The sequence below is a fragment of the candidate division KSB1 bacterium genome (genome assembly GCA_022562085.1).
Lineage (GTDB): Bacteria > Zhuqueibacterota > Zhuqueibacteria > Oceanimicrobiales > Oceanimicrobiaceae > Oceanimicrobium.
In genome coordinates this window covers 1-21,224 of record JADFPY010000043.1, presented here as the reverse complement: position 1 = coordinate 21,224, position 21,224 = coordinate 1, and the positions used below count along the sequence as shown (strand labels likewise).

15 protein-coding genes are annotated in these 21,224 nt (G+C 43.3%); 5 read left to right on the top strand and 10 right to left on the bottom strand.

Annotated elements, in window-relative coordinates; all coding sequences use genetic code 11:
• The 4 genes from IH879_06265 to IH879_06250 form a co-directional block, all read left to right on the top strand.
• Nucleotides 1–149 (top strand): efflux RND transporter permease subunit (locus tag IH879_06265; protein MCH7674539.1); only part of this gene is annotated, 149 nt, incomplete at its 5' end.
• 48 nt (nucleotides 150–197) lie between these two features.
• On the top strand, nucleotides 198–554 hold the full coding sequence (locus tag IH879_06260; protein ID MCH7674538.1) for a four helix bundle protein: 357 nt from the start codon (nucleotides 198–200) through the stop codon (nucleotides 552–554).
• 71 nt (nucleotides 555–625) lie between these two features.
• Nucleotides 626–3,781 carry an efflux RND transporter permease subunit gene (locus tag IH879_06255; protein MCH7674537.1) on the top strand — a complete coding sequence of 1,052 codons (3,156 nt, stop codon included), beginning with the start codon at nucleotides 626–628 and terminating at the stop codon, nucleotides 3,779–3,781.
• Nucleotides 3,782–4,009: 228 nt separating this feature from the next.
• Nucleotides 4,010–4,543 carry an NUDIX hydrolase gene (locus IH879_06250; GenBank protein ID MCH7674536.1) on the top strand — a complete coding sequence of 178 codons (534 nt, stop codon included), beginning with the start codon at nucleotides 4,010–4,012 and terminating at the stop codon, nucleotides 4,541–4,543.
• Nucleotides 4,544–5,086: 543 nt separating this feature from the next.
• On the opposite strand, the gene IH879_06245 is transcribed toward IH879_06250, so the two are convergent.
• The 9 genes from IH879_06245 to IH879_06205 form a co-directional block, all read right to left on the bottom strand.
• Complete coding sequence (locus IH879_06245; protein ID MCH7674535.1) at nucleotides 5,087–7,411, bottom strand: FHA domain-containing protein; 2,325 nt, start codon at nucleotides 7,409–7,411, stop codon at nucleotides 5,087–5,089.
• A gap of 30 nt (nucleotides 7,412–7,441) precedes the next feature.
• A complete protein-coding gene (locus IH879_06240; GenBank protein MCH7674534.1) occupies nucleotides 7,442–7,603 on the bottom strand; it encodes a hypothetical protein in 162 nt (53 codons plus the stop codon).
• A gap of 132 nt (nucleotides 7,604–7,735) precedes the next feature.
• On the bottom strand, nucleotides 7,736–8,563 hold the full coding sequence (locus IH879_06235; protein ID MCH7674533.1) for an FHA domain-containing protein: 828 nt from the start codon (nucleotides 8,561–8,563) through the stop codon (nucleotides 7,736–7,738).
• 11 nt (nucleotides 8,564–8,574) lie between these two features.
• Nucleotides 8,575–10,131, bottom strand: coding sequence for a hypothetical protein (locus IH879_06230; GenBank protein MCH7674532.1), 1,557 nt, complete (start codon nucleotides 10,129–10,131; stop codon nucleotides 8,575–8,577).
• A 40-nt stretch (nucleotides 10,132–10,171) separates the two neighbouring features.
• Nucleotides 10,172–11,041, bottom strand: a complete 870-nt coding sequence (locus IH879_06225; protein MCH7674531.1) for a hypothetical protein — start codon at nucleotides 11,039–11,041, stop codon at nucleotides 10,172–10,174.
• A gap of 148 nt (nucleotides 11,042–11,189) precedes the next feature.
• Nucleotides 11,190–12,743, bottom strand: coding sequence for a cyclic nucleotide-binding domain-containing protein (locus IH879_06220; GenBank protein ID MCH7674530.1), 1,554 nt, complete (start codon nucleotides 12,741–12,743; stop codon nucleotides 11,190–11,192).
• A gap of 92 nt (nucleotides 12,744–12,835) precedes the next feature.
• Complete coding sequence (locus IH879_06215; protein ID MCH7674529.1) at nucleotides 12,836–14,830, bottom strand: hypothetical protein; 1,995 nt, start codon at nucleotides 14,828–14,830, stop codon at nucleotides 12,836–12,838.
• A gap of 49 nt (nucleotides 14,831–14,879) precedes the next feature.
• Complete coding sequence (locus IH879_06210) at nucleotides 14,880–16,391, bottom strand: hypothetical protein (GenBank protein ID MCH7674528.1); 1,512 nt, start codon at nucleotides 16,389–16,391, stop codon at nucleotides 14,880–14,882.
• Between the two features lie 6 nt (nucleotides 16,392–16,397).
• Nucleotides 16,398–18,182: a cytochrome C gene (locus IH879_06205; protein ID MCH7674527.1), complete on the bottom strand. Its 1,785-nt coding sequence runs from the start codon at nucleotides 18,180–18,182 to the stop codon at nucleotides 16,398–16,400.
• A 1,191-nt stretch (nucleotides 18,183–19,373) separates the two neighbouring features.
• Between IH879_06205 and IH879_06200 the strand changes: the two genes are divergently transcribed.
• Nucleotides 19,374–20,786: an Ig-like domain-containing protein gene (locus tag IH879_06200; protein ID MCH7674526.1), complete on the top strand. Its 1,413-nt coding sequence runs from the start codon at nucleotides 19,374–19,376 to the stop codon at nucleotides 20,784–20,786.
• A gap of 24 nt (nucleotides 20,787–20,810) precedes the next feature.
• Here IH879_06200 and IH879_06195 read toward each other — a convergent pair whose 3' ends face one another.
• Entirely contained in the window at nucleotides 20,811–21,206 is a 396-nt protein-coding gene (locus tag IH879_06195) for a hypothetical protein (protein ID MCH7674525.1), read from the bottom strand.
• Nucleotides 21,207–21,224 lie beyond the last annotated feature (18 nt).

Sequence of the window (21,224 nt, the reverse complement as noted above, 5' to 3'; positions counted from 1 at the left end):
GTCTGCTGCCGATGGCGCTTGGCCTTGGCGATGGCGCTGAAATTAGAACACCAATGGCGATCACCGTAATTGTCGGTCTGATTACGTCAACCGTTTTGACTTTGGTTATTATCCCAACGGTTTATAATTTAGTGGATCGGAAGATGTGAGATGTGAAACGTGAAACGGAAGACGTGAGACGGCAAAAACTTTTTTTAATGCTTAACTTAAATCATAAAAAGCTTGATACGTGGAAAGAAGGAATCAAATTTGTAACTTTTATTTATAAGATAACTGAAAAATTTCCTAAATCAGAACTTTATGGCTTAACAAATCAAATGAGAAGAGCCGCTGTTTCGATTCCTTCAAATATCTCAGAAGGGGCATCCCGAAACTCAGCAATTGAGCGAAGAAGATTTTACGAAATTTCTCGTTCTTCTTTGGTTGAGCTCGATACGCAAATCGAAATTGCAATTAGATTAAAATATATTTCAGAAGAAACAATTCCGGAATTAAACGAAAAAATAAATCATTTATTCGCTTTACTATCAAACTTAATCAAAAATACCATTTGACTTTTTTTCACGTCTCACGTTTGACATTTCACGTTTCACTTTTGACGTAACCACAAAAAAAAGGCCCAAGCATGATACGATCAAAAGAAAGCCTACTGCCAAAATTCTCAATAAACAGACCTGTCACCGTTATCATGACCTTACTGGCTTTATTAGTGGTGGGGTACATCGCATTTACCCAGATTTCGGTTGACTTAATGCCGAAAGGATTTGTGGTGCCGTTTCTGGGAGTTTGGACGCCGTACCCGAATTCAAATCCACAAGAGGTAGAGGAGCAGATTGCAAAACCGATTGAAGAGCAAATTCAAACCATCAGCGGGGTCCGGCGGGTAACCTCAAACAGCAGCAGCAACGGATGCTGGATCTTCATTGAATTCGCACAGGGCACGGACATGGATTTGGCGTACGCGCAATTACGAGATCGAATGGATAGAGTTAAAGCTGAACTTCCTGAAGATATTGAGCGCGTCTTCGCTCAAAAGTTTAGTAACGACGACAACCCGATTATTTGGGCTGTCCTCGTTGAAAAAGAGCCCCAGGAAGATTCTTTCCTTTTAATTGAACAACACCTGCAAAAGCCCCTTGAAAGAATCGACGGGGTTGCAAAAGTTGAGCTTTGGGGAGCAGATGAAAAATCCGTTTTATTGCACATCAATCAAGACATGGTCAAAAGCTACAAGATCAATCTTTATGAAGTCATTCAGAAATTGCGTGAAGACAATTTTTCCATATCAAGCGGTTATGTCAAAGAAGGAGACCGCAAAATATTTATCCGTTCTTTTGGTAAATTTAAGACACTTGAGGAAATAAAGAATCTTCCGATCAGGGGCAGCAATCTCCGTCTTAAAGACATAGCCGAAGTCAAATACGACGTCCCTGAAACTAAGTGGCGGGTTGCAGTGGAAGGCAAAAACGCCATTTCAATTGGCATCATGAAGGAGGCCGCAGCGAACACGGTCGAGTTAAGTAAAAAAGTGTTCGCAAAATTTGAAAATGAATTTAAAAAAGACCCGAAGCTCAGCGGCTTTGAAATCGAAGTTTTGTTCAACCAGGGAGAATTAATAGAAAGTTCGGTTGATGCCTTGCAGCGTACGGCAATGTGGGGTGGAGTCTTCGCATTTTTTGTACTCTACTTTTTCTTAAGACGATTTCGCATGACCATGATTGTCGTTCTGGCCATCCCACTCTCGATTTTAATTACCTTAACTGTGCTTTATTTTATTGGTTGGTCACTGAACGTCATCACCATGATGGGACTGATGATCTCGATAGGCATGGTGGTGGATAATTCTATCGTGGTTTTGGAAAGCATTTACAGCAAAAAAGCAGAAGGTGAAGAAGGCCGCAAAGCTGCTTTAAAAGGCGCCAGTGAAGTTGCGCTTGCGGTCACGCTCGCCACTTTGACAACAGTCGTAGTTTTTTTACCATTAATCTTAATGAACGAAAATGTGATTTTTAAATTCTTTATGCTGCGTATCGGTCTTCCGGTTATGGTGGCACTTATTGCTTCCTTGTTCGTTGCGATGGTCTTCATTCCCCTGGCTGCAACCAAAATTGTTAGCAAAAAGAAAGTTCAGGAGCCGAAATCCATTTCGGTATCAAACAATTTTTACCAAAAAGGCTTAGCTTGGGCCATTAACCATCGTATGGCCATGTTTGTCATCCTCGTACTGGCAATGATGTCAATGCAATTTGCCTCCTCCCATGCAAAGAAGGCGGCCGATCAGCAAGGGAATATTAATGATTTCAGGCTCATTTTCGATATGCCAAATAATTATACCCTGGAAAATGCAGCGCGGATTTTTCAAATTGTTGAAGATACCGTTCGCGCTAAAGATAATGTTTACGGCATAAAAACGATTCTTGCGCGGCATAGCAATAACTGGGGCACTTTGCGGGTATTTTTGCAGCCTGGAGAAAAAAAGGATTGGTACGAAATTGCCTACGAGAACACCTTGAAATCGCTTGGCATGCTACCTGAGGGGCTGATGACCCGGGATGAAGTCGTTGAAGATGTCAAAAAGCGGCTGCCGAATTTTCCCGGAGTTGAAATCAAAACCAACTGGCAGCAACAAGGGAGCGGCGACGACGCGTCGCTGGCCATCATCCTGTATGGCGACGACACCAACACCCTGGCGGATCTGGCAAAAGAAGTTGAGCGAAGATTGGGCGGAATCGAAGAAATCATCAGTATTGAGACCGACCGCGAAAAGGGCAACGATGAAATCCATCTGGAAATCAACCGCGAACAGGCGAAGAAATACGGGATTTCTCCAGCCGCGATATCGGGAACGGTACAATATGCGCTGCGCGGTTTTCCGCTGCCAAAATATCAAACCCAGGAAAAAGAAATCGACGTCCAAATACAGCTACGCAAAGAAGACCGCCAGAATCTATCTCAGTTAAAAAATCTTACTTTCTTTACTCAGTCGGGAAAAGAAATTCCACTCAGCGCCATTGCCAAATTTAATGTCAGAAAAGGTCTCGGAGAAATTAAACGTGAAAACGGCAAAACATTTTTAGCAATCAAAGCCTTTACCACCCAAGACGATATGGGCATGCTTTATAAAAAAGTTGACCAGGTTATGAAAGGATTCGAAATGCCTTACGGGTACACCTGGAGTAAAGGTGAAAATTTCGCCATGATGAGGGAAAATGACGAGAGCATGGGCTTTGCAATGATTTTATCGATTACATTTGTCTTCCTGCTCATGGGCTTTCTGTTTGAATCGTTTGTCCTACCGCTTTCCGTAATCATAGCAATACCGTTCTCATTTCTCGGCGCATTCTGGATTATGTACCTGACCGGTACGGCAATTGACATCATGAGCCAGATCGGATTTGTCATTCTGGTGGGGATCGTCGTCAACAATGCGATCGTTTTGGTAGATTTAATCAACCGGCTGCGTAACGAAGGATACAGCCGATCTGACGCAATTCTGGAGGCGGGTAAACAACGTTTCCGTCCCATTTTAATGACGGCGTTTACCACCATCGGCGGATTGATTCCCATGGCAGTTGGCAACGCCGCGATGATCGGCATTTCCTACGCTCCCATGGGCCGGACCATTATCGGCGGACTTTTAACGTCCACTTTGCTTTCGCTCATTGCGGTACCCTGGGCCTACACCCTCTTTGATGACATGCGCGAGTATTTCAAGAAGTTGACTGCGTTGTATATTTACAAACCGAAGGCTAAGACCCCTGAGTTGGTTCAAGCAGATTAGCCCAGTCATTTTTTGAGATTATACAGGCCGCCTATTTTGGCGGCCTTTTTTCTTTTCACGCCTCACATCTCCCGTCTCCCTGAAACTTGATTATCGGGAAATAGTTGGCTATATTCACAAACACCCCCCTAATCCCCCTCAAGGGGGGACTAAGGGGGGTGTTTTGCCCTCGAGGGGGGAATTAAAGGGGGGTGTAATACATATAAAGGGTTAACCGAATATTATCCAATGAAGTTCTGCAGCAACTGCGGTCAAAAAATCAGTTTCGGCAAAGTACCGGACGATGAAAAGGAAAGATTCTATTGCGAAAATTGCAATTTCATCCACTACCAGAATCCTAAAATTATCGTCGGTACCCTTCCGCGCTGGGAGGACAAAATCCTGCTCTGCAAACGGGCAATCGAGCCGCGCAAAAATCTGTGGACTTTTCCGGCCGGCTTTCTGGAAAACGGAGAACGAATTGAAGACGGCGGGATTCGTGAAACAGTTGAGGAGGCGAACGCGGAAATTGAAATCGACCGCCTATTCTCGGTTTACAGCCTGCCGCATGTCAGTCAGATTTACTGCATGTTTTTAGCGCACCTGGTCAATCTGAACTTTCATCCGGGACATGAGAGTTTGGAAGTTAAGCTTTTTAAAAAAGAAGAAATCCCCTGGGACGAAATCGCTTTTAGTTCAATTAGATTTACCCTCGATAAATTTGTTAATGCCAAAGATTCACCTAACCATGAGGTACATTTAGGGGCATGGAATAATAAGTAACCCGAGCGTCCTCTTGACGATTCCTACCTGCATAAACTGCCAGTATGAAATTCTTTCTTGACTAATGCCTGATATTTTACATTTTTTCTATTAAATTCTTCCGCCCAAATGAGTCAGAACGATGAATGTTAATAAGGCCATATAATTAGAAGAAAACTGAAAACATCCTGTCCAAAATAGGGCTTTGCTATTACATTTGAAATTATAATTGTCAAAATTAATATAATTTAATCGGATAAGGGCGGGGTTCTCTCCCCCCTCCTCACAACAGCAGCGTGGGGGTCCGCACCGGGCGTTTCGTCGCAGGACATAAGCTTCAATTCTACGCATTTCATCACCAAAAAAGTTGGTAAAAGAATAACCGAATTTTTCCATTTTTGACAGTCGCTTTTGCTCGTCACATCTATACTGCTCTAGCAACCCTCTACAAATGGGACAAAACTCCTCAATTTGTACTCAATCTTGGGGGCGCCTAAAATATGTGGGGCCGGTCATGATAACACTTGCTTTGGACGGAGGTCGACTACTGTTTCAGCGTAAAAGCTAAATAATCTCAACTTCGATGGGCCCTGTTGGCATCGTCATACAAGCAAGTCGGCATTCATCAGGATTGACACTACAAATATCCTCAAGCGTATCTCTCTCTTGATCGCTTTGTTTATTTAGATTTTCCTTACCTGAAATGATACGAAGAGGGTCGCTGCCGCAGATACCCGCGTGACATTCTGCATTAATTTTTATCCCATATTCCTCTGCCACTTCACAGACTGTCTGCCCTGACTTGATTGGCAAGGTTTTATCAAAATTCTTAAACGTAACAATTAACTCACCGGCCTGGACTGCCTCCCGCTGCTCGGCCTTGCTCGTCGGAGGCGGTTCCACTTGAGTAGGCGCGACCACCGACTTTGAAGTAAAATGACCGCTATCGACCACAGCATCTTCTTTTAATGAAAAAACAAGAATCTGCTGACCAACCCTGAATCGATCGCCATGTTCAAGTTTAACTGCATTTTTTACTTTGACAAAAGTGCCATTAACACTTTTTAAATCTTTGATAAAAACTTTATTTTCTTTCAAAGAGATGGCTAAATGACGGCGAGATAAAGTCATGTCCTGGCTGTCGAGGATAATATCCGGAGCATCGCGACCTAAAACCATGGTTTTCCTGGGCACCTGGTAGCGTTTTAATTCTTTACCGGTCTGGTCATAATGAATAAATTCATAGGTGCCATTGGTTTTACCCAATAGTAAAAACTGTCTGCCGGCACGCACCAGATGGCCAGGCTGAACCTCAAGCGGGCGTGCTTCTATGGCTCTTAAATAAACACCCGTAACGCTGCCATCATCCCGCAGAAAATAACCATCGGGGCCGTGTGATATGGAAGCATGCTTTTCTGATAAAGTAGTGTCCTCAGGGAAGTTTATATCGCTCCCTTCTCTACCGATAGTGGTTACGGCATTCTTCTTAATCGCGTATTCGTTTTCCTGGACGTCACCAGGCAAAATTCGGATGATAAAAGCTCGGTGTTCTTCAACGATGCGCTCGGCTGAAATCACTTTTGACGGGGGACCTTCGCTATCGACCGCGCTTGATGTCTTCTGGATGGTTTCCTTTACTTCCTTTACTTCCTTTACTTCCTTTTTGCCATCCTCCACGAACTCCAGCTCCACGTGGATGTCTTTTTTGCCGGCTAATCTTTGTGAAATGACTTCAGCTACATAGACACCGTCAATTAAAGCCGATTTAATATTGTCACGATGCTTAAATTCCTGGAAAGTTGCCGGATCCGCATCAAAATCTTCCGCTACGAAATAGGCCGGTGCTAAAATGGCCCCCGCAAGATAGATGTTGGGTTGTTGTGTTTCTAAAAAAGGGCTGACCACCATGCGCTTTTTGTTGTTTGCTCCACCGATGGCCATGTAAATTCCTAAGGAGTTCAGAAAAGCTTCTGGAATATCTTCTCCAATACAAGTGATACAATTTTCCTTGGGAAATTCCAAATAAGCACACTCATTTGGCCGACCATCAATGCGTTTGCGGTCAATACGAATCGAAAGATACTCTTTGCGGTCTTCAGCGACGACGACGGCTGCCGGCTCGCTTTTGGGATAGTAGCGAATATTGCCGTTCCCAACATAAGCCTCGAAAAAAACGTCTGCCAACCCCTTGGAAATCTTTGGCATACTGTCGCCACGGTAGGACCAATAAATAGCGGTTGGATCGTTTGCCTTCGCTTTGGCATTTGAGATTGCTATCACGGCTTCTGCCGCTGACGTACCGCCGCCGATGACACATGCCGGGGCATTGACGTAAGTCTCTGCATCATCCAGTCGGTAGGCAATGCCGTCTAAATTGCCGGGAATATCAAAACGTCGAGGCACTCCGCGTCCGATAGAAATGACAACATGTCTGGCTAAATATCCCTGTTCGGATTTTGTTTTGTGATTCCAGGCTTTCACCTCCCAGACGCCATCAGCTCGACGCTGTAAACAGGTGAGCTCAATACCGATGTGTGCCGGAATGTTGTTTTCGTAGTAAAATTTTTTCCAGAGTGCACACATATCGTCTTTATCGATCGGAGAAAAATGTAATAACGAAAACAATTTATCGCCCTTGGGAAATTTCATTTTATCGCCGCCGCCAAAATCCGGTAAGATGAGTTTATCCTTCGCGTAATCTCGAATTCGCTTCATGAGATCATCAAAATCAATAACCAAAGCAGACAGGCCCAATTCCTTTGCTCGAAAGACGGCCGCTGTCCCCCCGGGTCCGCCCCCGACAATCAGCATGTCGAGAATTTCAGGCAACTTGACGGCTTTCTTTAATATAAGACTACCATCTGGTGAGATTTCACGAGAAGAGGTCATTTTAAATCCTTGCAAAGGTAAGTTTGATATTTATGCCATTGGTGGAACGCACACCAGCCAACTTAATCCCTGAAGAAGCGCCAGTGAAGGTAATCTCTCCACACGAGCCTTATAATATTCCTTAATGAGATTCCGGCGGCCAAAGAAATTTTCTCCTCGAACCCAGTTGCCGGCAATGAATGGATTTTTCATGCGAACTTTTATTCAAGTTTCTTGATTTCTTGAGAAATCTGAGCAGCGTGAATGTATCAATTTATTTAAACATGACTAGTAAGAATGTCAAGAAAATTTTGTAGTTCCAAAGTTTAATGTGTGCATTACGGATTAACTATTTTTAGAAATAAGCTGAACTTCAACTTTTCCAAAGACAATGTTTGTATTTGTTTCTACTTCAATTTCTTTTTTAACTTTATTATCATTGATAAAAGTATGATTCTTACTTTTTAGATCTTTCAACCAAACCTTTCCTGATTTTATCGTCAATATGGCATGGAACCGAGAAACAGAGGCGTCGTCGATAAAGATATCACACTCTAGGGCTCGACCAATTACATTTTCACCACTTTTCAATTCAAATGTTTTGTCAAGACTTACAATGTTTAAAAGAAAATTTACCCCTGCTTCCTTTGGTTCCTCTCTTTCAAGTGGGATGGCCGGTACTTGAGCAAATTCTCCCTCCACAATCGTTTTTTGAATGTCTGGCTTCGGTGCGGCTTCTGAGTCTTCCGCTGGTGTTTTAGCTTCTACGTCAGCAAGATTTGCAGGAAAAGGCATGGCCTGATCTTTTTCAAGGATCGTTTTGTACATTTCTTTTGTTTGTTTTTCCTCTTTAGCTTCTTGTTTGCTGCCATCGTCAATCATCTGAAATATAAAATCAAACGAATCTGCAAACGTAATGACATGCAAATTGGTTAATTTTTCCTTTTCAGTAATTGTCACGCCGTCTAATTGTGTTCCGTTGCCACTGCCTAAATCCTCTAAAAAATAACATTTTTCATTCTCATCATAGTAAATTCTGGCGTGATTACCAGAAATAATTTTCGGATGGAGCCTGATGGTATTTTCTGATTTGGAACCAATGGTAGCTTCCTCTTTGATCTCAAACTTTGCGCCAGCTAATTGGCCGGTCTTACAAAACATCTTTGCTTGCATTTTTAGCTTCTCTAATCTAAATACAACAACAAATTAGAACGTTGGCTCTTATTTGGATGAAAATAATGGCAGGTATTACAGCGGTTCGAGGTCACCTTTGTCTGATGGCAATCTTTGCAAGTTTCAATGGTTGGAATATTTTGAATGGCCGCGTTATCAATGGCGTGATCGATATTAGCGGAATTAGCGATATTTTCGAGAATTGGAATTTGAGTATGGCAGTCTAAACATCTTCTTTGCAAGATATGTACTCGGTGATTAAATTCAGCGCGGTGGAAAACACGCTGATCAGTTTGTACGCGTAAAATTGTGGCGTTAGAGACTATGTGGCACTTCTGGCAAGGTTCAGTTAATTTATTTATAAATTCATTAAATTCCTCGATTTGCACTTTGGTAAATTTCGGATTTTCTTCTAAAGTGCTTAACAAAAACTTTGTGTCATCAAGCGGAGTGTAGGGATCTCTGAGTTGCTTTTCAACGACTTGCAAGAATCGATTAATTTGTGCTAAGTCGTTCTGGACAACCGATTCGGGACGAGCGCGCAATCCATCGGCATATTCCTTGAGTGTTTGAATCGCCTCCCGATATAATTGTCTGACATCCTGCGCCGGTACATCCCCCGAAGATCTTAACAACTCAACCAAACCTGAATTAGGATAAAGCTGACGTCGTAAAGAGTTTAAATTTTCCAAAATCCATGGATCCATGTGGTATATAGGTGACTTTCTGATTCTGTCGCCGCGTTGATTGAATTCATTGACATGGGTATAAAATGCCCATCTTAGACCAGGTCTTTGCTGTTGTCTCATGCTTTGCAATGTTTCAACGCCAGGGGCCTTAGAATTCTGTGATGCTTTTATCTTTAGCCAGGGCGTAGCAGTACTCGTTGTTAAGTGACAGGCATCACAATGACGTTCAAAGCTAATAGGTTGAAAGTTTTTGCCATCGGCATCTGGATTGTGACAATAAAGGCATGTTTTTTCAATATCTAACAAGTTTTCTCGTTTTTGCACCTCTCTTACATGGTGAATATGGGGGAATTTTAAATTGGCGTTATCGGGAATTTGTCTACGAGCAAATTCAAACTGCGGGTGTTTATCCTCAAAGGAACCAAATTTATGGCAAACAAGGCACCGGGAGTCTGGCACATTGGTAATAGCCACTTCTCGCCCCAAATGTTCCTGGTGACAAGCAAAGCAAGAGTTTTCATTTTCGGATGGAACGAGTCTGCGGAAATCATCAGAACGATAAACGTAATGAGCTGCAAAAGTGTAAACCCCTAGTTTATCCCCATATTTTTCATGACAAACAGAACATTTTTCATTGGTTACCGAGGAAAATTTTGTGTGACACGCAGAGCAGTCGCCTTCAAAATTGGCATGGTTAGATGAGAGCGGACCGTTAGAGATAAAACTACTTCTTTGCAAAAAGACATTTAATAAAGCAAAACCGAGAAAAACAAGGGCTACCATGCCGCCCAGATAAATCATCCACCTTCTAGAAAAGGGGATCAGATAATCCTTTGCGACTGAAAGTTTTAGATGACTAAATGTGCCTTTTTTCCTCATGGGGCAGCTTATCGATCCCTAAATTATACGATAACTTGGTTTAGTAGTAAAGCACGGTAAACAGATGTAATCCAACCAAAACGAATACTGCAATCGAAATTGGTAGATGCAAATAGAGCCACCACCGTAACGCTTTTTGCAAAGTATAATGTGCGTCTATTTCCAGCTTAGTTTTGTACATGATTTCCAATTCATGTAATTTGTCTTTTTCTTCTACGGGAAGAAATCTGTTTAGGTAGTTGAACTTCTTCGTTTGAGACTGAATTCCACCAGTGATATCAATATAGTAAATCAAGCGTGCTTGTGGCCCAGCAAGAGATACGGCTAAATTTTTTCGATAAAAGTCGCGGATAGGGTCGTCGCAAGTTTTGATGAGCTTTTCCGCTCTTTCTTTAATTTCATGGATGAGGTCCGGAATCCGATCGTAATGTACTTCGATGGAGAGCCCTGAAGTCAGTATTTTGGGGATCCATTTTTGGAGAATGACCCCCAAAAAACCACTAAGTGTTACCCAGAGACTTAAAAACCACAACCACCAGGTAAGAGCTCCTGTTGGTACTCGAAAGCCGCTGTGCATGAACACGAGCAGTAAAAATAGAGTCCCTGCATAAACATGAAACTGAACCCAGGTTCGGGACCTGCCAGCACCATATTTTTTAGTAAATTTGATGATTCTTCTTCGCACCCCATATAAAGCAACACAAATCACCAACCCCGTTGCTAGAGTACCGTAAACTAAGCCCCAAGTACTATAGGGCTGAACTTCAGAAACCGTCAGATTTAATAAATAAGTCAGGATACAGATAGCGCTACAGACCGCAAATGCCCAAAACCAGTTGGGAGATTGGACCCACTTTTTCATCAGAAACGGGGCTATCCAAAAAGTCGGTATTTTTTCTTTCACCTTCATGTTGAGCCCTTCGACAAGCTCAGGATAAACGCCGTTGAAACATTTTGTACTTTAATGACTTCAGCAGTCCTTCCCGACTTTCCAAAATAAATATAAATGAATATCGGGGCTTAGGATGAAGTGAAATAGACTTTTTGGAAAGCCCCGTTTAAGTATTTGATAATAATTTCTGAAATTCATCGAGGCTACCTATTCTAAAAGCGCAGCCATGCGGACAATTATTTACACAAGCTGGCCCAGTTTCAGATTGGTAACACAAATCGCATTTCGTTGCAAGCAGACGATCTTGTCCTCGTAGACCTTGCGGGATCATATTATCAGGCCAAACCTCACCCGTTTGATACATGGTAATCGCATCGTAGGGACAATTTTTTGCACAGGACTGGCAGCCGATACAAAGCCGCTCGTCAATTGCGACGACATCTCCAACATTGGTGCGGTGAATTGCTCCCGTAGGACAACCTATTAAGCAAACGGGGTCACGGCAATGGTAGCACGCTCTGGTAATCAGAAAGTTTTCGACTTTATCGCCTTCGCGGATAAATCTTGGCAATCCACCATGAGTTTCAGAGCAGGCCCGAACGCAGTCATCACAGCGCGTACAGACATTTAGGTCAATGACTAATATACTGTTTCCCTGCACTAGGCCTCCACTCAAAGCCGTATCGATAAATTCAGATTGGTCAATATTCTTTTTTACGTAACCCGCTTCCTTAATGCGTGCACCCAGCGACTCCCAGAGTATCTTTTCAATTTCCGGATAGTTTTTAATAATTTCCTCAAAATCTTTCCGAGATATTTTGACAATCTCGGAATATTCGACGGAGGAGACTGTGTATTGCCAGGTATCCATGCCTTCTATTAACAGACCAACCTCCCCTATGATCATGCCTTTTGAGAGATACGAAAAGACAATTTGATCCTCACCTAATTTCTGAGAAAGTTTTACAAAACCAGAACGAACTAGATAAAGGGCGTCTGCTGGCTCGCCTTCGTTGCTGATGGTTTCGTCCGGCTCACAAGAAATCAATTCTACTTTTTTCGTGATAGAATCAATAAATTTGTCATCACATGATTGAAATAAAGGCGTCCCTTTAAGCTGGGAAAATAGAGCTCTCTTCCTATAAAGAGTGTCAATTCGTTCTTTCAAAGCTTTTGACTTTCGTTTCATCAATCGTAGTGCTGGCACTCTAATTTGAACGAGTTCACAATCGGTTGTGGTTCGAACTGTTACAGATTGTGGCCAACCGCTCAAAGCGCCAATCTCACCGAATATTTCTCCAGCACCTAGTTCTAACTTATTGCCAACTGGTAAATTAAAATCCATAACGGATAAAAAGATAGTTTTGTTAGTATCTTGCTTTCTAATTTGAGTTTGATAAATCGTTTCTTGAGTTGATTTTTGCTCTGGTTTGTCTTTTCGTGATTCAGCAATTTCAAACATGCCAGGTCGGTGAGCATCAAAAATTGGCTGGCTTAATTGAGTGTCAACACCAGGTTTGTCTAGATAGATTTCGACTTTGCCTTGAGCTATAAAAAAAGCCAGATTGATATAAGAGCCTTCTTCAAACAAGGTGGAATCCTTTTGCCATTTTGCAATGGCGATATCAGCACTTATTTTTTTAAGAAAGGTTTCATCATAATCCTGGAAGATGCCATACTTTTGTAATTCTTTCGGCGATAACGTCTCGGAAATTTCCAAAATACCCGTATTAGAGCCGCAAGAACTCCAGCGATCTTTGTACTGTTCGATCCGTCTGAATTGCGTTTTTGAAATGGGTATTTTGGGCTCATTCATTTGCTTTGTCCAATCTTTTTATACAATAGTTCTAACCGTGCCTTGAGTATTAGAATGATTTCTTCAACCGAAGTATTGTCGTCAATATCGGGAAACGGAGGCAGTTCGATGTGCTGACGTCCAGGAGATGATGTTTGAAAATCTACGGGCCGAATCGCAGGAGGGTTGGGGGCAAGAGACTTGGTTCGTCGGTTCGTGATTTCTGTATCGGTTGCTGCTGCGCCGGAGTTTGGTTTGCTAAGAGAAGCGAGAGTAACCCGGGGGATTGCCCCTCTTTTTTGCTTTACTTTATTATATGCGCTTCGTAATTTTGAAGTTGAAGCAACTGGTTGCTTCCAGTGATTAATTTTTTTGTTGCCTCGCACAAAGTCGAAATTTGCGCCCGTTGGGTGACCCGTTGAAATCAATCTTGGGTCAGTGATATAGTGGCATTGGGCACAGGCTTCGGCTCGAGCGGTCAGGTTCTCCAAAAGAGCCATGCCAAAGTCCTTCCCGGCAGAATATCCATTAGGCGGATTCTCGGCGGAATGTGGTCTTTTGTAATCGCTCGCCGGGCCATGACAACTTTCACAACTCACCCCGTCGAAAACATCTTCCGATTCCTCTCCTGTGATCACGGTGCCATGGCAATCCATACACAGGCGATTCCCTTTCGTCATCTCTGAGATGCTTAGACCATAGAGCCTGGCGATTTGTACATTTTTTTGAGATTTATTCGCAAAGGGGTCAATAGCAGAGAAGTGTCTATCGGTTCCCCACCATTTGTTTTGCTCTGTGTGACAATCACAACTCGGACCAATTGTCTTATGTTTCGAACGCGGTCTGATGAACTGTTTTTCGGCATAAACTGGCTGGGCTTTCTTTACCTGCTCCCCAGGCTTTACGACATCTGCGGGTTTTGGTGTGTCACTCGTTTCGGCTACTTTTACTTCACCCTCTGATCTTGCAGGAGGGGCTTCCACAATTGCTTCCTCGGTGCCTAATATTAATCCGTCGATACTGGCAAGCTGGGTGCCATCATTATTTTTAATAAATTTCTGGGTGGCTTCGCTGATTTTTTCAGCAGTGTTTAATAGAGAAGCTTCATTATTAGGTTTAATATTCACTTGTCCAACTAAAGTGAGCATTTGCTTTACTTCCGGAAGAGGCACTTTATTGGCAATCGCTTTAAGTTCAATGACAGCACTTCTAACCCGTCTCTGCATGGCTCTGATGTAGCTACCTTTTTCTTTAGCTAAAGCTACAGCACGCAAACTATATTCCAAGTCCACTGCCCCGCCAACCACATACATGACTCGTTTTCTCTCTTGGGACCGTTCGGCGTTCTCTGTACGAGTTGGATCAAATTGCGCTTCTAAAAAGTTGTGTCGAATTTCGTCTAATCTTGTTAAAAATTCGAAATCGGTAGAGCCCGTTGTATGCCCACCGACATTCACCAACTTTTCATGGGGTACCGTGTGGCACTGGAAACAGTTTGCCACCACCTCATAAAGTTCGCTGGGGCGAAACATGCCTTTCGCTTTGCTTTCCGCGACGCGCTGTTCCTTGTGCTCAGCGGTCTCAGTTTGGTAATTAAATCCCTTCCCGTAATCATTATGAACATTGCTCCAGTCTCGTGCTGCTCCATGACAGGACTCGCAAGAAACGCCCGAAATAGCCCTGAGTTGACCTTTTTTAATTCCAGCTAGATAGTGACATTTTAAGCACAGACTTTCGCGTTTGATAAGCTTAAAGCCCATGTTTTTTTTGATGCGTTCGGCTGCCTTCTTGCGATGCAGTGTTTTATAGCCAGTTGCATGGGTTGTTTTTTCCCAAACCTGATATTCGGATTGGTGGCACTCTCCGCACGGCTCTGCCGTCACAATTTTTTCAGGATCATACCATACGTATTCCTGAAGCAAAGCTTCCTGTGCAAGAGTCAGAGATGCTCCATTAATTAAGATGATACTGCAAGTAAATGCGAAAAAGATCTGTTGTAAATTAAAAAACATGTTCAATAAAATTACCCAGAATTGGAATCATTCAGATTTTACTAAAGGCTTACAATCTAAGCAAAAGCTCGAAGCGCCCACCGAATCGTACGTCGTTTGCTGGCTCGAACTCATACAAGGCGGCGCCATCAAGAACGATAACAAACCTTCGACCCAGCGCCATCTGATATCGAGCCCCACCAGCAATTGCTCTCTGGTCAAAACTGTTGTCAGCGTATCGGCCACCCAGTTCAAGAATAAGCTGCTGTCGAGTATGAGCGAAAAACATTTGATAGCCTAAAGCTCCGCCGACCACCTCGTCAGCCGTATTTCTTAATGTTGTGCCACCCCCGAATTGTCCTAAGCCAGAGCTTTCGAATAGTATGCCAGTTCGTCCTAAAGGCCCCCCGGTTGCGGGACCGCGGGAAGCAGACCTAAAATTTTTGATTCCTAGAAATCCATTGATGTAAACCAAATTGTGAGTGCCATGTGGAGTCCACGAAATCTCACTAAACAGGAGGGTACCCTGGCTATTGTGAGCGGTTTCATCGCCAAGTGGAAAGGAGCTGAGGACTCGAAAAGACGTGTTGTACTTTCCCATTCGCTGTACTGCACTCACGCCAGCGTAGATACCATTACCGGTAAAATCATTGCCATTGACATAAATAATATCAACGGCCACGGTGCTGGGGCGAAAATCAGTTTCGGTTAATAATCCAAGAAGCCAGCCATTATCATCAGGTAAATTTCTTCGATTAAGTTCATTCCATCCGTAGAGGGTGGTCCAGCGAAAATTGACTGCAGAAGACGGGAATTTCCAATTGGTCTTGGTAAGACCTATCGCATCAATGTTATCGTTAATCAACATGCCTTCCTGAAAGCTAATCGGTTGTCTGCCGACAGAAAAACCGTAATCAAATCCATGTCCATCCTCTTTATCCAGGTTTGGAAAAATCTCACCAAAATCGCCTTCAAAGAAAAGGGAGGTTAATTCCAAGTTGAATTCCTCCCGGAAGTCCTTGTCGATTCCTGCGGGACCCTGAAGTAAAGCGCCGGTAAATCGACCGTCTTTATCTAAAGGGCGGAATCCCACCAAAATACGCTCAGTAAAAGTTAAATATAGATTACCAAATAAGTCAAATCGGTTGGCCCATTCAGAGAATTGATCTTCACCGTCATTAAATGATTGCAATCCAGACCTCAGCGTACCAAACAACATGAAATAGGGCTGCCAAACGGCTCCCGTAGGAAGTTTTATCCCTTGAGCCAATGTACCGGTTCCGAGAAAATTTTGTCCGATTTCTAAGATGGGTCTGGGTCGTTCTGGAAATCCTTCGAGTTGTAGTGGAATGTACTCATCGGTTAGACGGCTACCATGCTTGCCTCCATGTTTTTTTTCATCTCCCCATTTTTTAGTGTTCTCCTCCTTCGCTGCTTTTTCCGTTTCTGGTTTTGTTTTCTTTTCAACTTCCGACTCTTGGGCCAAAACGGGGAGTATATTAACAGTGAACGCCAGAGCCAAAAGAACACTAGTCAACAAACTTCGAAGGTTTGTTATTGAAAAAATAATTTCTAACCCCATAAGCTATCACTCCCCTCCTGACTTAATATTCTCTGAAGAATTTGCTGTGAATTTCCCTGGTTTTAAAATTACATCACGTTCCCACAACACCAAATGGCCGGCAAGCACCCCTTCTGCCACTTCACGGGCCGACATGCCGTAATCAAATCCAACGTCTTTAATTTCATTAATTAGGTTGATGGGTACCATGCCGACAATTAACTTTATATTTGCATTATAGGGGCCTTTGCTGCCTACCAGCTCGGAACGTTTCACCTTATAATTAGGCCACTTACTCGCAAAAGGGGGGAGAACTTGTCTGTGCTTACGTACGCCTACCGGGCGACCCAGTAAAACCGTTGATAATGTCGAAGGACGTAAAAAGGGCAGTGGACTGGGAGAATAATTCACGGCCAGTACTTGTTCGCGTTCCCCGCCACGCACCATTCTCACGACAAATCTTGATTGCAGGCTAAACAAATATTTATCCGGCGGTAATTCACCATTGTGAACATAGAGCGAGTGAGAATCTCGCACGTCGCCGTTGGGATCCAAATCACCGGATTTAAAGACCTCTTTGCCTTCGCTATCAGTGACGGTTACTCGCAGGAATACCAGACGCTCAGCATCAAAGCCGGTTGGCACGCTGTGACCGTCAGTGCCGTTGCGCACCTGAACTTTAAAGCTTATGCCCTCCTCGCCCGCGCGATCAACCACCACATCGCCAAGTTGATAACCGGCTTGCAGAACTTGTTTGCGTTGTACTTCAATTTCCCTTAGCAATTTGAAGTTCGCTGCAAGGATATCGCGAGCGTCATAGCGGTCATCCGCAGAGGTCCAGCGCGGTGGAAATTTGTACCCCTCCGGAATATTGTCTTCAAATTCTTCAGTGCCCCAACCAGCTTTGTAGTCATAGGTCAACCACTCGCGAATGGTTGCTATGTCGGCGGCATCTGAATTGTGAGGAAAAATTCCCGGGTGGATTACCGAGTAATCCGGGCCCGCAAACATATGGTTCGTTATCCTGCGCGGTTTGGTAGGCTTGCCCCCTACGATTGCAGCAGGGGCAATATCGTAGCCAGAAGCTTTACCAGGCTCCTTCCCCATGTGGCAGTCCTGGCAGGTAACGCCCTTCTTGCTCGCAGCTGAAGTCTTGTAGTCACTAAAAGCTTCTTCAAGCCGAAACCCATTCACCAGGTTGACGTCATGGCAAGTTGCACAGAAAGCCGACGTTCTCATTTGATCTAATTTGATTGCGCCGGTATGAATGGCACGTCCTGCTTTACCCCTTTCGGTATTAACATTGTACTCGCCGCTTTCGATTACTCTTTTGAGCTCTCGATCACCTGTAGGGCCATAAACCGGATCAAAAATATCACCTTCAACAATGGCTAATCTACCGCTTACTTTCCCATAAGCATTCTTCAGGCGATGACATGCGATACAGGTTACCCCTTCTCGCGAAGTGGGGTGCCGATCAATATTAGACATAAATTCCGGTTCTTTTAGATTCATGCCCACCGGAGTATGGCAGCGAATGCAAAAATCACCATTTGTACCATTTGTCTGTTTTAAAATAGTGCCATGCATGGCATTAAACACCGGACTCATCTGGGCGTAAGCGTGCGCAGACACTGACCACTCACGATAATGATCCGGATGACAGGGCCTACAGGTCGTGGCAGAAGGAAATCTATTTTCCAAAAGAAGCGCCTGGTGTTCTTCTTCGGCTTTCTGCTGTGCAAAGACCTGATTTACTAACATAATGGAAAACGCAACCAACAGAATCGCAATTAATAGAAGACACCGCATTTTTTGAATCTTTAAAAAAAAAATTGACATAATGCGCCTCTAAGATAAGTTATGAATTATTAAAAAAGTATTAAAAGTGTCAAGTTCCACCTTGACCTGCTGCATTTATACCTCGCGAATTGCAGAGCAATCCGGAGAACTTCTCATATATAGTTCTTCTTACCAACGGGATTAGTTGCCCACTCCATGTCCATATTCCAAGGCCAAATAGACTGTAACTTGCTGTTTCGTGAATGTTGATTATTATCGGATGGAAGCAGAAGCTTTAGCCTCGTCCTTGAATCCCGCTTTGGGGTTCTGCTATTGCGGTATTATCTGTTAGCAAGCAAAAGCTTCAAGCAAACCTGTCGGTCTAATTCGCAATCTATCGAAGAATAGCCACACGAATGATGTCTTCAGCCATCTTTTTTTCAGGATTCTGTGCTGGGATAGGTTTGTTCAATCAGTTCATTTGATGCTAAATTCGCTCTTTTGAAAAAGCGCTGTATGCTTGCTCTTTACCTGAACAATGGGTAAAAAAACCTGCTTTCTAAAATTCGCATTTTAAGATATGCTGAACGGGCTTAAAATCTCTCTTGCTCCGCTGCCAAGGTCGGACAAAAATCGAGAAGGGAAGATATTGCGTCATAAGATTCAAAAAAAATCGTAATAAAACAGGCCTGAGACATTCTCGCCCGCAGTTGGTTGACAACGGAGACAAAGCAATTGAGTATTCAAGCCCCCAATTTATTAAAAAATATTAAAAATTAACAAAAAAGTCAAGCTTTTACTCACCAAAATTGGGTCGGTTTCGCAAATATATTTTTCATTCCCCACAATCTACCACCATCTCGATCCTCTCCGACATGAATATGAGGGTCAAAAATTGAGAGTTTGTGACTATCCCCCAAAAAACATAAACATAGAGGGTTTAATTAATTGTAAATACTAGAAGTTAAGAACCACTTAATGAGCTGCGAGACGACCTGCCAAAAGAACTGATAAACCTTATTGTCAAATCATTGGCCAAAGATCCGAAAGATAGATATGGCTCGGCGGACGAGCTTTTGTTGGCTTTGGAAAAGTTTTCCTCAACAAAAATAGACCCTCTTTATTCTTCTGCAACTAAAAAACTTAGTGTGTACTTAAACCTATAAAACTCGAATAATTCCAGTCGTTCGCATTATTTTTCATTCAATATAGGATTTATAAATGAAGAAGCGCTTTGCCCCTGTGGCATTTTTCAAATTACTGGCACTTTGTGGTTTATTGGTTGTTAACCAAAGTTGCAATAATAATCCTCTTGTTCCTTCGGACACTGCAATTATAGAGGGGAAAGTTGTAGAGGAAGGTAACCTGCGTCCGATAAAAGACGTTTTGGTCGGATTAAACTCTCTCGTAGAAACTGCTCTTACGGATGAAAACGGGGACTATTCTTTAGCCATCCAACTGCCGGATTCTAATGCCAGGGTTGTCTCACTTTCTTTTTCAAAATCAGGTTTTTTTGATTTTAACACAGCCATCGTTATTCAAAACGGAAAACTTGCCAATATACCCGATGCGGTTTTAACTAAAAGCGGCGATGGCCCTACCGGCAGCAGCGGCCCTGCCTCCAATGTTGTGCTTACAAACATTCAAACCAGCAATATCTTCGTTAAAGGATCCGGCGCCAATGAAACCTCCGACGCTACTTTCGAAGTAAGAGATGCGAATGGCATTCCCGTTGATCTGGATCATCAGGTAAAGGTTTGTTTTCAAATTAAAGGGGGTCCAAATGGCGGAGAGTTTGTTGCTCCCGACACGGCATTAACCGACAACAATGGCAGAGTTTTTACGACGGTAAATAGCGGAACCATAGCGGGAGCCCTGCAGATTGTGGCTGAGGTTGCCGGGACTTCAATAGCTTCTGCGCCTGTCCCCATATCGATTCATGGCGGTCTGCCGGATATTAATCACTTCTCCGTAGTCTCTGCAAGGCTCAATTTTGCCGGATACAATATTTTCGGCCTGGTAAATCCTATAACCGTTTTTGTGGGCGACAAATATTCCAACCCGGTGCCCCCAGGTACATCCGTACAATTTCAAAGCACCGGCGGAATCATTGAAGGTTCAGCCGTAACCAATCAATTGGGAATCGCTGCCGTGAGTTTAATTTCGGCCGCTCCCCAGCCGCAAGGTGTTTCGGGGGCAGCCCCCCCGAGGAACGAGCGCGGGTTTGCCCTAATCACTGCACAAACAGTTGATGAAAATCAAAATGCAATTACGAAAAGCACCATTGTCCTATTTTCCGGGATAACACAACTCACCGATCTGAATCCTACCACTTTTAGCCTCACAGCAAATAGTTCCCAAAGATTCACTTTTATCGTCAGCGACCAGAACAGTAACCCATTAGTCGCCGGCACAAATATCAATGTCCAAACAAATAATGGCCGGGTTGACGGTGATACAAATGTATCTCTTGTCGACACACAATCAAGAGGCGCAACTCAGTTTTCGTTTGTGCTGACAAATTCCGATCCGGATAAAATTGAAGGAGCGTCCGCCGACGTTACTGTTACGATAACAGTCAGTAGCCAAAATGGCGCTGCACGTCTTACTTTTGCAGGACAAATGTTTCCATAAAAATCATTAAAAAAGAATTTAAATTTATCGGGAAGGCTCCAGCTCATCTATGATTTTTGCGAGATTGGCTTTTCTGTCAACTTTGCCAGTACTTGTACGGATAAACGACTTCAAAAAATAAATTGATTTTGGAATTTCATACTTGGTTAGATTTTTTGAAAGAAGACCCCTGAGTCTTTTCTCATCAATTTGAATAGGGTTTACGTCTTCAAAAACAACTATTACGACCTGACCATAAGTTTTGTCAGGTAAGGGCCCGACAAAAAACTCCTGATTAGAATTTTTCTCCTGATTCATTTCAAAAAGAGCTTCTGCAACGACCCTTTCTACCTTTTCAGCTTGCACTTTCACTCCCCCGCTGTTGATCACATGGTCGACTCGACCCAGCCAAACAAATCGGCTTCCAGTTTTGATTTCCACGAGATCCTTGGTTGTCAG